This window comes from Campylobacter sp. CNRCH_2014_0184h (assembly GCF_025772985.1).
Lineage (GTDB): Bacteria > Campylobacterota > Campylobacteria > Campylobacterales > Campylobacteraceae > Campylobacter_D.
Genome location: NZ_JAKMTB010000001.1, coordinates 21,970 through 36,133, shown reverse-complemented (window position 1 = coordinate 36,133; position 14,164 = coordinate 21,970). Strand labels below are relative to the sequence as shown.

Below are 14,164 nucleotides of genomic sequence, written 5' to 3'. Positions count from 1 at the left end.
CTTATGAGACATTTAATCACTACAAAAGATTTTAACAATGATGAAATCTTGGCTTTATTTAAAGAAGCAAAAGAATTTTTAGATGAAAAACCGCGTACATTTTTAGAAGGAAAAAGTGTCACAACAATTTTCTTTGAAAATTCAACACGCACTCAATCAAGCTTTGAAACAGCTGCAAGAAGACTGGGTGCTAAAGTTTTAAAATTAGATGTTTCAAGAAGTAGCTCAAGTAAAGGTGAAACACTTTTTGATACTGCTGCGAATTTAGATGCAATGGCACCAAGTGCTATTGTAGTTAGACACAAAAACTCAGGTGTGCCTCATACTTTAGCAAATTATACTCATTGTCCTATAGTTAATGGAGGCGATGGCAAACATGCTCATCCTACCCAAGCCTTACTTGATCTTTTTACTATAATGGAACATTTTGATTATAATGTCAAAGGTAAAAAAATAGCAATAGTAGGAGATATTAAAAACTCGCGCGTTGCTGCTTCAAATTTAGAATTATTACCTCGTTTTGGTATAGACATTACCCTAGTAGCCCCACCTCATTTTATGCCTAATTATCCTATTAAAAAAACAAATAAACTAAAAGAAGTTATTGATGATATTGATATTATCATGAGTCTTAGAACACAAACTGAAAGACACAATATTCCAACCTATGCATCGCTTAAAGATTATGCAAATGATTTTTGCATTAGTAAAGATTTAATAAAAGATAAAAATCTCATTATCCTACATCCTGGCCCTGTACATAGAAATATCGATATTAGCGATGAAGTAATGGCTGATAAAAGATGTAAGGTTTTAACTCAAGTTAAAAATGGTGTTGCCATTAGAATGGCTGTATTAAAAAAACTCATTTTAGAAAGCTAAAATCATGCAAAATTGGAACTTAAGTATATTATTTAAAGATGAGCAAGAATTAAATCTTTTTTTACAAAAAACCCAAGATGAAGCTTGTGAATTTAAAAAACAATATGAAAATAATCTTCATAGTTTAGACAATGAGCAATTCTTGCAAGCTTTAAAAAACTATGAAGAATTAATCTTAAAACTTTCTCACATACTAACCTATGTGTATTTAAATTTTGCTCAAGATACCACAAAAGGTGCTTTTTATGCAAAATATGAAAATTTAAGTAAAAAAATAGAAGAAAATCTTTTATTTTTTGACCTTGAATTTTGCGAATTAAAAGAAGAAAAAAGCAAAACTTTCATCACATTTTGCAAAGATTATGAGTTTTATTTAAACAATCTTATCAAACACAAAAAACACAATCTTTCCAAAAAAGAAGAAAGAGTTATCCTGGCTCTATCAAGTACAGGCTCAGATGCATTTGCAAGATTATTTGATGAAACCTTTAGTGCTTTAAAATTTAATTTTGAAGGGCAAAAATTAAGCGAGGAAGAAATTCTAAGCAAGCTTTATGATAAAGATAGAAGCATTAGAAAAAAAGCTTCAAAATGCTTTAGTAAAACTTTAAAAAAGCAAAACAAACTTTTAGTATATATTTTCAATATGATTAAAAGTGAACTTGCTAGTATTTGCGAGTTAAGATCCTATGAAAGTCCTGAAACTCCAAGACATATAAGAAATCAAATTTCTAAAAAAAGTGTTGATGCGCTTATTAGCGCTAGCGAAAATAGCTTTGATATCGTTTCTAAATTTTATAATGCAAAGAAAAAAATTCTAGGATATAAAAAGCTAAAAGATTATGATCGTTATGCGCCTATTGGAAAGGAAATGCAAGTTGATTTTGATCAAGGAAAAGATATAGTTTTAAAAGCCTTTGAAAAATTTTCTAAAGATTTTTATATGATAGCAAAAGAAGCTTTTGAGAATAATTGGATTGATGTTTACCCTAAAGAATTTAAACAAAGCGGTGCTTTTTCTCACTCAAGTACACCACTAAGCCATCCTTTCATACTTTTAAACTATACTAACCAAAGACGTGATCTTTTCACCCTAGCACATGAGCTAGGTCACACTATACATCAAAAACTTTCTTATAAAGTAAGTTTTTTAAATCAAGATACACCACTAACTACAGCAGAAACTGCTTCAGTGTTTGCAGAAATGTTGATTTTTGATTATATTAAAGAAAATTTAGACAAAGAAGAGCTTTTGTCCTTATATGCGGCAAAGATTGAAGATATTTTTGCTACTCTTTATAGACAAATTAATTTTACTACTTTTGAACGCAGATTTCATGCTAAAAAAGAAGAGCTAAGCGCTCAAGAACTAAGTGAAATTTGGCTTGAAGAATCAAGAAAAATGTTTCAAGATAGCGTAGTTTTAACCAAAAATTATGGCCTTTGGTATTCTTATATACCGCATTTTATACACTCTCCATTTTACTGCTATGCTTATGCTTATGCACAACTTTTAGTTTTAGCACTCTATGGTCTATACAAAAGTGGTAAATGTACTGATTTTACCTCAATTTATATTGAGTTTTTAAGTAGCGGTGGAAGCAAAAGCCCAAAAGAACTTGTAGCTATGTTTGGCTTTGATATAGAAAGTGATGAGTTTTGGAATATAGGCTTAGAGCAAGTTAGAATACTAGTAGATGAATTTTTAAGGCTAAGTAATGATTGATAAAATTTTAAATAATAAAAATTTTATAAGTTTAATGCAAAAAAGCATTTATGAGTGTTTGCAAATTTTAATCCAAGAAGATATTGAGTTTAATATCATTGTAAATACTAAATTTGTTACACTCGAACCTCCCTTGCCACCAGAATTAGATGTAGTGAGTAAAAATCCTTATTGTCTTTTTGCTCTTGGTGGCTATACTTTTAAATCTATAGTTTTAACAAATGAGCATATAGAATTTCATGCAGGTTTTGGCCCTGATGATTTTGCAACCTTTGTGAAAGTGGATTTAGGGGCAATTACTCAAATTCAAGTTGAAGATAATATCATTTTTGTTAATTTTTCAAACTATTTCAAAAAGCAAAATGATCAAAAATTAAAAGAAAAATCCATGAATGCTTTTTTAAATAATCCCAACAATAAAGATTTATTTAAAAAATGAGTTTTTTTGAAAGTTTAAATGATAGCCAAAAAGAAGCTATCATGCATATTGATGGAGCTATGCTGATACTAGCAGGTGCAGGTAGCGGAAAGACTAAAACCATTACCACTAGACTTGCTTATTTGATTGATCATGTAGGTATTCCTGCGCAAAATACCCTCACACTAACCTTTACAAATAAAGCTGCTAATGTAATGAAAACAAGAGCCTTAGCACTTTTACAAGATCAAAATTTACACAATCCCCTTTTATGTACTTTTCATAAATTTGGCTTGTTATTTTTAAGACTTTATAGCGAAAGAATTAATAGAGCAAATAATTTTGTCATTATCGATACAGATGATAAAAAGAAAATACTAAAAGATTTGGCTAGCGAAAATTTGCAAAGCTCTTTAGCAAGCATAGGTGCTTATATTTCAAATTTTAAAAATCAAAGCAAAAGCGCTCAAGAAATACGCAAAGAATTAGAATTTTTAAAAGATGAAAAAAACAAAAATTACGAAGAAATCATTCATTTATATGAGCAATATGAGCATTTTTTAATCCAAAATAATTTTATGGATTTTGATGATTTACTCATGCTAACTAATAAAATTTTAGAAGATGAACAATTTGCAAAAGAGCAAAGTCAAAAATATACTTATATAACAGTAGATGAATATCAAGATACCAATGCCTTACAATATCAAATTCTAAAAAAACTTTGCACGTCTCATGAAAATATTTGCGTGGTGGGTGATGATGATCAAAGTATTTATGGTTGGCGTGGGGCTAAAATAGAAAATATCTTAAATTTCAAAGAACAATTTAATAATGTAAAATTAGTCAAACTAGAGCAAAACTACCGTTCAACTAGCGCTATTTTACAAGCTGCAAATGAACTTATAGAGCATAATAGAAAAAGACTAGGAAAAACTTTAATTTGCACCAAAGATGAAGGCGAAGAAATTACAATTTTACAAAATGATGATGAGAAAATTGAAAGCTTTAAGGTTGCAAGAGAAGTTTCAAAACTTTTAAACTCAGGGATTAATCCTAGTGAAATAGCCATACTTTATAGAGTAAATGCCCTATCTCGCGCTCTTGAAGAAGCTTTTAGTAAAGAAAACATTCCTTTTAAATTGCTAAGTGGAATTCGTTTTTATGAAAGAGCTGAAATTAAAGATATTATTTCTTATTTAAGATTACTTTCAAATTTAAATGATGATTATTCTTTTAAACGCATTATCAACCGTCCTAAAAGAAATTTTGGTAATGCAAGTTTAGAAAAGCTAGAAAATTATGCTAAAGAAAATCATTTGTCTTTATTTGAAAGCCTATGTGCTTTGCAAGGAAGTGGATTTTTTAGCAAAAAAACAGACAAAGAATTAGAAAAATTCATACTAAGCATACACAAAATCAAAGAAAAAGATGATTTGCTTGCAATGATTTTAGCCTTAGAAGAAGAATTTAAAATCAAAGAATTTTATAAAGATAATCCAGAGGGCGAAGATAAACTTTTAAACATAGATGAACTTTATGCTAACTTAAAAGATAAAATCACTCATGGAAATTATAATGGCTTAGATGATATTTTAAATGAAATTTCTTTACTTAATGAGCAAGATGGACTTGATAAAGAAAGTATTTGTATTATGAGTATTCATGCAAGTAAAGGACTTGAGTTTGATTATGTTTTTATCATAGGCTTAGAAGAAGGATTTTTCCCACTCACTAGCGAATCAAGCAATATAGAAGAAGAAAGAAGACTTGCTTATGTAGCAATCACTAGAGCCAAGAAAAAACTTTATTTAAGTTATGCTAATTCTAGATTTTATAAAGGAAGTCGCACAAGATTAGAAAAAAGTAGATTTTTTGGCGAGAGCAATGTAATCAAAAAAGAATTAACACTAGATCATCAAAAAAATTGCTACAAGAAAGGCGATTTAATCAAACATAAAATTTTTGGCATAGGCAGAGTCACTGGGGTAAGTAAAATAGGTGCTGAAGAAAAACTCACGATTAATTTTGGAGGCATAGAAAGAATGATAATGTCAAGTTTTGTGGAAAAAGTAATATGAATAAACTTTTTGTAGCTTACAAACCAAGTGGAATGAGTTCTAATGCTTTTTTAGGCAAACTCAAGAAAAAATATAAAAATAAAAAAGCAGGTTTTTCAGGAACACTTGATCCTTTTGCAAAAGGTGTTTTACTCATAGCCTTTGATCAATACACAAAACTTTTTCGCTTTTTTGATAAAAATCCAAAAGTTTATAAAGCAACGCTTTGGCTAGGTGTGCATTCACTAAGCCTTGATAATCAAAATATCAAAGAGATCAATCTTATAAATGCTTTTGAAGAGAAAGTTTTAGAACAAATTAAAAATGAACTTTTAGGTAAAATCACCTACACCCCACCCGCATTTTGTGCAAAAAAAATAGATGGAGTGCGCTCTTACGAGCTTGCAAAAAGAGGTTTTGAAGTCAATTTAAAACCCTGCGTTATGGAAATTTTTTATACTAAAATTTTACACTATAACCACCCCTTTTTAACCATAGAAATAGCAGTTAGTGAGGGTTCTTATATACGCTCTTATTGTGAATTATTTGCCAGAAAACTTGGTATTAAAGCCACGCTAAGCTCATTAGAGCGCTTAAGTGAGGGAAAGTTTTTTTACGAAAATGAAAAAGAGTTAAATCCTTTAGCTTATTTAAATCTTAGAAAAAATACGATAAAATACCCCCAAAAATTACACAATGGACAAAAAATATTTTTGGACGATTTGGAAATTCAAGAAGAAGGTAGCTATATTTTAGAAGAAAAAGATTTTTTTTCTATCATTTCTATCCAAGATAATCAAGTGCAATATTATTTAAATAAGGTATTAAAATGTTAATTTTATCAAGAAAAGAAAATGAAAGTATAAAAATCGGAGATGATATAGAAATCAAAGTAGTTCAAACAGGCAAAGGATATGCTAAAATAGGCATCGAAGCTCCAAAGTCTTTAATGATACTACGCAAAGAGCTTATCGAGCAAGTAAAAAGTGAAAATTTACATGCAATTAGTGATGAAACGATAAAACTTGATGATCTGAGTAAAAAGCTTAAAAAATGAAAGCTTACGCAAAAGCTAATATTTTTTTAAAAATCATAGGAATTGATTCAAGATCTTATCATTTATTACAATCACGCTTTATTTTACTAAAAGATATTTTTGATGAATTAAGCTTTAGTGATGAAAAAACAAAAGAAGGATTTGAAATCACTGGAAATTTTACCCAAGATACCATCATACACAAAGCTTATAAAGAATTAGAAAATTTAGGATTTTCTAATGAATTAAATGAATTTTTTAAAGACAAAAGCTTAAAGCTTATCAAAAACATTCCCATAGGTGGAGGCCTTGGTGGAAGTAGCACTGATGCAGTGACATTTTTGCTTATGATCAACGAAGCTTTAAATTTAAAACTTAACCAACAACAACTTGAACAAATCTGCCAAAAACTCGGTTCTGATTTAATCTTTTTTTTAAGCGGATATGATAGTGCAAATGTTAGTGGGTGTGGCGAGATTGTAGAATATTTTGAAGATGATTTTAGCCAACTTGATTTTGCTTTTCCTACTATTGAATGCTCAAGTGCAAAAGTATATAAAGCATTTGATGAAAACTCATATGATTTAACAGCGAATTTAAATTTGTCCAAAACACTTAAAACACTTAAAACAAGTGAAATTTTAGAGTATAAAAATACTGATTTAAACGACTTATTTGCTCCTTGTGTAAAAATTTATCCTAAAATGCAAACTTTTCTTAATGAAGCTTATTTTTTAAGTGGAAGTGGAAGTGGAGTTTTTAAGGCTAAATGATGAAAAAAACTATAGTAAAAAACAAAAAAGCTTTTTTTGATTATGAAATTTTGGAAAAATTTGAAGCAGGTATTGTTTTAAAAGGTTCTGAGGTGGTAGCATTAAGAGCTAGTAGAGCAAATTTAAAAGATTCTTTTGTGCGTATTATCAAAGGTGAAATTTTCTTACTTAATGCTCATATTTCTCATCTTAGTACTACACATTCTTTTTATAAGCATGATGAAAAAGGCGTGCGAAAACTTTTAATGCATAAAAAGCAAATCGATAGGCTTTTTGGTAAAATTAGCACTCAAGGCTTTACTATAGTGCCATTAGAACTTTATTTTAATGAAAAAAATAAAGCAAAAGTCTTAATAGCCTTAGCCAAAGGAAAAAACTTGCACGATAAAAGAGAAAGTTTAAAGAAAAAACAAGCAGATCTTGAGGCAAGAGCTGCTATGAAAAATCATTATTAAAAAAAGGATTTTGATGAAAAAATTTGCTTATTTATTTTTTACATTTGCTTTTGCATTTTTAATAAGCGCTTGCTCAAGCGAAGAAAAAATCGAAAACGAATTTGCATTTGCTGAGTATAAAATGGGCGATGAAATTCTTTTAAAAAGTGTCAATGGCGGTGAAAAAACCTTAGTAAGAACACAAAATGGTTTTATGGTAAAAGGCGAAGAGAATAAAATTTTAATGTTTGATTTTTTTGGAACCTTTTGCACACCTTGCCAAGAAGAAGCTACCCATCTAACAAGCTTATGGCAAAAAAATACAGATAATTTTATCATCATAGGGCTTAGTCATTTTGAAAATGTAAGCGATCAAACTGTTAAAGATTTTGCTATTAAATATGGAGCATATTATTTTTTAAGCAATTCTAAAGAAAATGATAGAATTGTCGCACAAGCTTTAAAAGATATCAACTATCAAAGCATGGAACAACTTCCTTTTAAAGTAGTTTTAAAAGATGGTGTTTATCAAGATTTAACAGACTTTTGGAATAAAGACTCAAAAAGTTATGTGAAATATTATCTTGGGAAAGTTTCTACTGAGATTATGCAAGAAGATATTACTAGGATATTAAATGAGTCTAAAAAGTGAAATTTTAGAACAACAAAAACTAGCAGAACCTAAAATGTTTAAGGTTTTGCTTTTAAACGATGATGTTACCACCATGGATTTTGTAATTGAAATTTTAATGAATATTTTTCATCATGATTTTGAAAAAGCAAGTGCGATCATGCTTGAAATCCATCATCAAGGAAGTGGAGTTTGTGGCATATACACAGAAGAAATTGCACTTAGCAAAAAACAGCAAGTTGACACGGCAGCAAAAAACAATGATTTTCCACTCCAAACAAGGATAGAAGAACAATGAAATATAAAGAACTAATTGACTCATTTATACCAAATGCAAGACATTTAAGCTTTATCAATCATCATGAATTTATCACTTGTGAGCATTTGCTTTTTGCTTTAGTTAAGCTTAGCAATGATTTTAAAAATCTACTTGAAGAAATCGGAGATGGTGATTTACAAGGCTTTGAAAATGAATTAAAAAACTACTTGGCTAAAAATAACGAAATTTTAAAAAAAGAAATAGAACCTATTTTTTCTGTGATCTTGGAAAATATATTACACAAGTTAAATGCAAAAAATCAAACAAGTGTAATTGATTTTATCATCGCACTTTGCAAAGAAGAAAAAGCTTATTCTTATAATATTTTAAAAAAACACCTAATAGAAGAAGAAAAAATAAAAGAATTGTTACAAAATGCTGAATTTGAAAATTTAAAAACCCATACCATAGAGCTAGTTGAGCTTGCAAAAAAAGGTAAAATAGATCCTGTTATAGGTAGGAAATTTGAACTTGAAAGAATGATGCAAATTCTAAGCCGTCGCAAGAAAAATAATCCTATTTTGGTTGGTGAACCAGGTGTTGGTAAAAGTGCCATTATAGATGGACTAGCGCTAGCTATAGCTGAAGAAAAAGTGCCAAAACATTTAAAAAACTCAAAAATTTATAGTCTTGATATGGCAAGCTTGCTTTCAGGGACAAAATACAGAGGTGATTTTGAAAAAAGATTAAAAGATATCATTAAAGAATTAGAAAATATCCCTAATGCTATTTTATTTATAGATGAAATTCACACCATAGTAGGAACTGGCGCAAGCAATGAAAGTCATGCAGATATGTCAAATTTATTAAAACCTGCACTAAGTAATGGCAACATCAAATGCATAGGAGCAACTACTTTTATAGAATATAAAAACACCTTCGATAAAAACAAAGCTCTAAGTAGAAGATTTGCAAAAATTGATATAGATGAACCAAGCGAAGAAGAATGTTTTTTAATCTTACAAGGCTTAAAAAGCAAATATGAAAATTTTCACAAAATCAAAATCAGTGATGAAATTTTACAAACAAGTATAAAATTAGCAAAACAATTTTTACATGATAAATTTTTACCCGATAGTGCGATTGATTTAATCGATGAGCTTGGTGCAAGTTTTGCTTTAGAAGATAAAAAAAGTAAAAAAATAGTAAAAATAAAAGATTTAGAAAATACTTTAGCAAGAATGACGCATTCTCATAAAATTTATGAAAGCGATCAAGGTAAAATTCTTAAGAACTTAGAGCATGATTTAAAACAAAACATTTTTGGGCAAGATGAAGCTATTAAAGCTTTATGTTCTATTTTAAAACAAAGCTATGCAGGATTAAAAGGTAAAAACACCCCAAAAGGTGTGTTTTTATTTACTGGTTCAAGCGGGGTTGGTAAAACCGAACTTGCGAAAAATTTAGCACAAATTTTAAACCTTAATCTTGAAAGATTTGACATGAGTGAATACTCACAAAAACATGATGTGAGCAAACTCATAGGAACTTCAGCAGGTTATGTGGGCTATGAAGATGGTGGCTTGCTTAGTAATAGTATTAGAAAAAATCCTTTTAGCGTAGTTTTATTTGATGAGATAGAAAAGGCTCATCCTGATTTAACTAATACTTTTTTACAAATTTTTGATAATGCAAGCTTGACAGATAATAGTGGATTAAAAGCTGATTTTAAAAACACCATTATCATTATGACTTCAAATTTAGGTCTCAAAGAAAGTAATGAGCTTGGTTTTTTAAGCAGTGATAAAGAAAAAAGCAATAAAGCCATAAAAGATTTTTTTGCGCCTGAATTTATCAACCGTATAGATAAAATCATTCATTTTAATGACTTAAGTCAAGAAATTTTAGAACAAATCGTCCAAAAAGAACTAGATTTAATGGCAAAAAATTTAAATAACGTCACCATAGAAGCTGATAAAAAAGTAAAAGAATTTCTTACTAAAAAAACTAATAATAAAGATTTTGGAGTAAGATTATTAAAACGCATTATTGCTGAAGAATTAGGAGAGAGATTAAGCGATGAGATTTTGTTTGGAAAATTAAAAAATGGTGGTAAATTAAAACTCAAACTTTCCAAAAATGAAAAAATCGAATTTGTATTCTAAACTTTTAAAAAGCCCTGATGATGCGCCTGTTTTTATTAGCGAAAAGCTAGAGGTAGATTTTATACCTCATGCTTATAGCTTAGGGCTTTTTCCATGGACTAGCAATCCTGTTACTTGGTGGTGCCCTTCTCCTAGAATGGTGCTTTTACCTGATGAAGTGCGTATACAAAAAAGCATAAAAAAAGCTTTAAAAACTTATGAAATAAGACTTGATTTTGATTTTAACTCGCTTATAAGTCATTGCGCAAAAAGAAAAAAAACTTGGATAAGTCAAGAATTTATACAAGTTTATACAAAGCTTTTTGAGCAAAATTTAGCTCATAGTGTTGAAGTTTATGAAAATGATGTTTTAATCGGTGGTTTATATGGACTTATCATAGGCAAAATATTTTTTGGCGAAAGCATGATAAGCCTTAAAAAAGATGCTTCAAAAGTAGCTCTAATAAGACTTTGTGAGCTTTTAAAACCATATGATTTTTTAATAGATTGTCAAGTGCCTAATGAGCATTTAAAATTTATGGGCGCTAAAGAAATGACAAAAAAAGATTTTTTAAAAACACTAGAAAAAAAAGTTTCACTTGAAAGTGGCTTTAAAAATTTCAAAAATTTACTATAAAAAGATATACTTATAGATAAACAAAATTGCATAAATATTTTGGAATGATTTTTGCTTTTAGTCTATAAAAGCTTTATTTTAAGGAAAAATTATGATAAGCCCTTTTAAATCAAAAGAACTTATTGTTGATGCTTTAGCAGGAAGAAACCTAAGAAGTCAAATGATTAATTCCAACCTTGCAAATGTTGATACTCCTTTTTATAAAGCAAGAGATATAGAATTTGAAACTGCTTTAGTTAATAGAGCAAATGAAATTTTTAAAAAGAAAGATACCAAAGAGCTTGAATTAGCAAGTACGAATGCAAATCATCAAAAACCTTGGAAATTTCCAGATCCTAATAAATCAACCATTTATTTAAGAGATGGACATTTGGCAAGAAATGATGCAAATACAGTAGATCTTGATGTAGAAACTACCGAAATGAGTAAAAATACTATGATGATTACTGCTTTAGATGGTGTTTTAAGAAGACAAAGTAATATTTTTTCAACCATCATAGAAACAAGCTCTAAATTAGGCTAGGAGAAAAATAATGGCTTATTTAAGTGATTTTGATATTAGTGGATATGGACTTAGTGCTCAACGCTTTAGAATGAATGTAATTAGCTCAAATATAGCTAATGCTAATACTACTAGAACAGCAGAAGGTGGTCCATATAGAAGAAGAGAAGTGATTTTTAAAGCAACTGATTTTAATGAATTACTAAATAAACAAATCGCTAAAGATAATAATTTTTTAGAATATGAAAATCCTTTAAACGATCCTGCTTCACAAAAAGATGCAAAACCTGCTATAATGAGCGTAGTAGTTGATAAAGTTGTAAGAGATGATAAAGATTTTCGTATGAAATTTGATCCATCTCATCCAGATGCAAATGAACAAGGTTATGTTGCTTTTCCAAATATAAACCCTGTCATTGAAATGGCCGATTTAATAGAAGCAACAAGAGCTTACCAAGCAAATGTAAGCGCTTTTACAAGCACTAAAACTATAGCACAAAGTGCGATAGATTTACTAAGAGGTTAATAAATGAACACTATTAATGGTATAAATCAATTTAACAATGTTAACAATAAAAATAATAACAACACAAATAACATAGGTGATGAATTTTCAAGCTTATTAAAAAATTCTATAAACAACCTTAATAAAACTCAAGAAACAGCTGAAGCTGCTATGGTAGACATCGCAACAGGCGAAGTAAAAGACTTACACCAAGCAGCAATTGCTATTAGCAAAGCTGAATCAAGTATGAAATTTATGCTTGAAGTTAGAAATAAGGCTATAAACGCATATAAAGAAATTTCAAGAACTCAAATTTAATATATGCTTTCAAACACCATTAGAAATAGAGTTTCAAAGGTAGCTTTTGCTTTTTGTATGGCTCTGTTTTTTATGGCCTTGTTTTTACTTTCTACTTTTTTTCTAACCTCAAAACGCCATATACCAAATACCCAAAAAGAACAATATTTTTCCGCTCTTAGAGGTAATATCATCACAAGTGATAATTTTACAGTAACTTCAAGTAGGCAAATTTATAGAGCAGAGATTGATCTAAGAAGTTTAAATCCTGATAAAAAAGAATTATTCTTAACGCTTTTTCAAATTTATAGTGGTGCAAGCGATGAGCAAATGCAAGATATCAAAAAAAGAATGCTTGCAAAAAAAAGAAGAAGTTATAATTTTATTTTACTCCAAGATATTAATTCAAAAGATGCAAGTTATTTAAAAGAATTAGCTAAAAAGCTTTATACTCAAGGCTTTTTTAAGTCTTTTACAAATAACAATGGCAGAGTTGAAACAAGAGGACTTGATATCATAGAACACAAAGAAGATCGCGTGTATATGCCAAAAGACTCACTTACTCCTATCATAGGCTACACAAGAACTTATATGGATGAAAAAAGCGAAATTTTTAAAAATGTCGGCATAAAAGGTTTAGAAAAATACTACAATGAATGCTTAAGCCCTTTACAAAATGCAAAAATCCAAGGTTTAAGAGATATAGGTGGCAATATTATCCTAAATTTACACTCTTATGAAAAGCGTAAAATAGATGGATGTAATTTATACTTAAATATTTCACTAAAACTCCAAAAAGGCTTAGAAAAGGCTATTGATAAAAGAAATGAAGATCTAAAAGCTAATGAAATTATAGTTGCAATTATGGAAAGTAAAAGTGGGAAAATTTTAGCCCTTGCTAGCTCAAGAAGATATGATCCGCAAAATCGTGGAAAAGATCTATCTGTGCTTAATGCAAGTGCGATAGAATATGGCTATGAAGCAGGTTCTGTTATAAAGCCTTTTATATTTACCACCGCATTAATGCTTGATAAAATCAAAGTCAATGAAATCATCAACACCCAAGGTGGTCAATACAAGCTTGGTCGTTTTACTATACGCGATGACCATAAAAAAGATAAAATGAGCATGGAAGAAGTTATCACCTACTCTTCAAACGTCGGTATGATTAAAATCGCCCAAAGATTAAGCAATCTTGAAATCATCTCAGGGCTTAGAATTTTTCGTTTTGGAGAAAGAAGTGGTATTGATCTTCCTTATGAACAAAAAGGAGAAATACCAAATCCAAAAAGATTAAGAGAAGTAGAAAAATCTGTATTAAGCTATGGTTATGGTTTAAAAACAACTTTTATGCAACTTCTAGCTGCTTATAATGTATTTAATAATGATGGAATTTATATCACACCACAAATTGCAAATAAAATTTATCAAGATGGACGCTTAATAAAACTTGATGATGAAGTTAAAAAAGAAAAAATTCTCTCAAGTAAAGCTGCCAAAGAAATGCAACAAATTTTAATCAATGTTATAGAAAAAGGAACAGGTAAAAAAGCACAAACTCAAGGCATTATCATAGGTGGTAAAACAGGTACAGCTAGGATTGCTGAGAGAAAAGGCTATACTTCAAATCGCTACAATGCTTCATTTTTTGGCTTTGCAAATGATGAGAAAAACAATTATACCATAGGGGTTTTGGTGAGAAATCCTACCAAGGCTTATAGTTATTATGCTGCACAAAGTGCTTTACCTATGTTTAAAGATACAGTAAATCTTATGATAAAAGAAAGTTATTTAAAGCCTATAGAGAACAAAACGATAAAAACTAATCCAAACTAACTTTAAAATTTAGAGTTTTATTTG

At 29.4% G+C, this 14,164-nt stretch carries 16 protein-coding genes; all 16 read left to right on the top strand.

The genetic code is table 11. The annotated features are described in order from the left end of the window. Positions 1-3 precede the first annotated feature (3 nt). The 16 genes from L8X36_RS00195 to L8X36_RS00120 all read left to right on the top strand — a co-directional run bounded on the left by L8X36_RS00195 (position 4) and on the right by L8X36_RS00120 (position 14,140). Positions 4-882, top strand: a complete 879-nt coding sequence (locus tag L8X36_RS00195) for an aspartate carbamoyltransferase catalytic subunit (protein ID WP_047208427.1) — start codon at positions 4-6, stop codon at positions 880-882. Between the two features lie 4 nt (positions 883-886). After that, positions 887-2,608: a M3 family oligoendopeptidase gene (locus L8X36_RS00190; protein WP_263682079.1), complete on the top strand. Its 1,722-nt coding sequence runs from the start codon at positions 887-889 to the stop codon at positions 2,606-2,608. Further along, positions 2,601-3,047 carry a hypothetical protein gene (locus L8X36_RS00185; protein ID WP_074691700.1) on the top strand — a complete coding sequence of 149 codons (447 nt, stop codon included), beginning with the start codon at positions 2,601-2,603 and terminating at the stop codon, positions 3,045-3,047. Before L8X36_RS00190 ends, L8X36_RS00185 begins: the two co-directional genes overlap by 8 nt. Next, on the top strand, positions 3,044-5,107 hold the full coding sequence (locus tag L8X36_RS00180; protein ID WP_263682078.1) for an ATP-dependent helicase: 2,064 nt from the start codon (positions 3,044-3,046) through the stop codon (positions 5,105-5,107). The genes L8X36_RS00185 and L8X36_RS00180 overlap by 4 nt, the downstream gene beginning before the upstream one ends. After that, a complete protein-coding gene (gene truB / locus L8X36_RS00175) occupies positions 5,104-5,922 on the top strand; it encodes a tRNA pseudouridine(55) synthase TruB (RefSeq protein WP_263682077.1) in 819 nt (272 codons plus the stop codon). The genes L8X36_RS00180 and truB overlap by 4 nt, the downstream gene beginning before the upstream one ends. Beyond that, complete coding sequence (gene csrA, locus L8X36_RS00170) at positions 5,916-6,143, top strand: carbon storage regulator CsrA (protein WP_012661763.1); 228 nt, start codon at positions 5,916-5,918, stop codon at positions 6,141-6,143. The genes truB and csrA overlap by 7 nt, the downstream gene beginning before the upstream one ends. Further along, positions 6,140-6,895, top strand: a complete 756-nt coding sequence (locus L8X36_RS00165; RefSeq protein ID WP_263682076.1) for a 4-(cytidine 5'-diphospho)-2-C-methyl-D-erythritol kinase — start codon at positions 6,140-6,142, stop codon at positions 6,893-6,895. The genes csrA and L8X36_RS00165 overlap by 4 nt, the downstream gene beginning before the upstream one ends. Further along, the gene (smpB, locus tag L8X36_RS00160; protein ID WP_257395547.1) at positions 6,895-7,350 is read left to right on the top strand and encodes an SsrA-binding protein SmpB; all 456 of its coding nucleotides are present in this window, start codon (positions 6,895-6,897) and stop codon (positions 7,348-7,350) included. The genes L8X36_RS00165 and smpB overlap by 1 nt, the downstream gene beginning before the upstream one ends. Positions 7,351-7,363: 13 nt before the next feature. Next, a complete protein-coding gene (locus L8X36_RS00155; RefSeq protein WP_263682075.1) occupies positions 7,364-7,981 on the top strand; it encodes a thioredoxin domain-containing protein in 618 nt (205 codons plus the stop codon). Then, positions 7,965-8,258: an ATP-dependent Clp protease adaptor ClpS gene (locus tag L8X36_RS00150; RefSeq protein ID WP_087684979.1), complete on the top strand. Its 294-nt coding sequence runs from the start codon at positions 7,965-7,967 to the stop codon at positions 8,256-8,258. Before L8X36_RS00155 ends, L8X36_RS00150 begins: the two co-directional genes overlap by 17 nt. Further along, complete coding sequence (locus tag L8X36_RS00145; RefSeq protein ID WP_263682074.1) at positions 8,255-10,384, top strand: AAA family ATPase; 2,130 nt, start codon at positions 8,255-8,257, stop codon at positions 10,382-10,384. Before L8X36_RS00150 ends, L8X36_RS00145 begins: the two co-directional genes overlap by 4 nt. Further along, complete coding sequence (aat, locus tag L8X36_RS00140) at positions 10,359-11,000, top strand: leucyl/phenylalanyl-tRNA--protein transferase (protein WP_039641865.1); 642 nt, start codon at positions 10,359-10,361, stop codon at positions 10,998-11,000. Before L8X36_RS00145 ends, aat begins: the two co-directional genes overlap by 26 nt. A gap of 91 nt (positions 11,001-11,091) precedes the next feature. Then, positions 11,092-11,523 carry a flagellar basal body rod protein FlgB gene (flgB, locus tag L8X36_RS00135; protein WP_039668590.1) on the top strand — a complete coding sequence of 144 codons (432 nt, stop codon included), beginning with the start codon at positions 11,092-11,094 and terminating at the stop codon, positions 11,521-11,523. 10 nt (positions 11,524-11,533) lie between these two features. After that, entirely contained in the window at positions 11,534-12,028 is a 495-nt protein-coding gene (gene flgC / locus L8X36_RS00130) for a flagellar basal body rod protein FlgC (protein ID WP_039618718.1), read from the top strand. A 3-nt stretch (positions 12,029-12,031) separates the two neighbouring features. After that, positions 12,032-12,325: a flagellar hook-basal body complex protein FliE gene (gene fliE / locus L8X36_RS00125; protein ID WP_012661772.1), complete on the top strand. Its 294-nt coding sequence runs from the start codon at positions 12,032-12,034 to the stop codon at positions 12,323-12,325. A gap of 3 nt (positions 12,326-12,328) precedes the next feature. Continuing rightward, entirely contained in the window at positions 12,329-14,140 is a 1,812-nt protein-coding gene (locus L8X36_RS00120) for a peptidoglycan D,D-transpeptidase FtsI family protein (RefSeq protein ID WP_263678801.1), read from the top strand. Positions 14,141-14,164 lie beyond the last annotated feature (24 nt).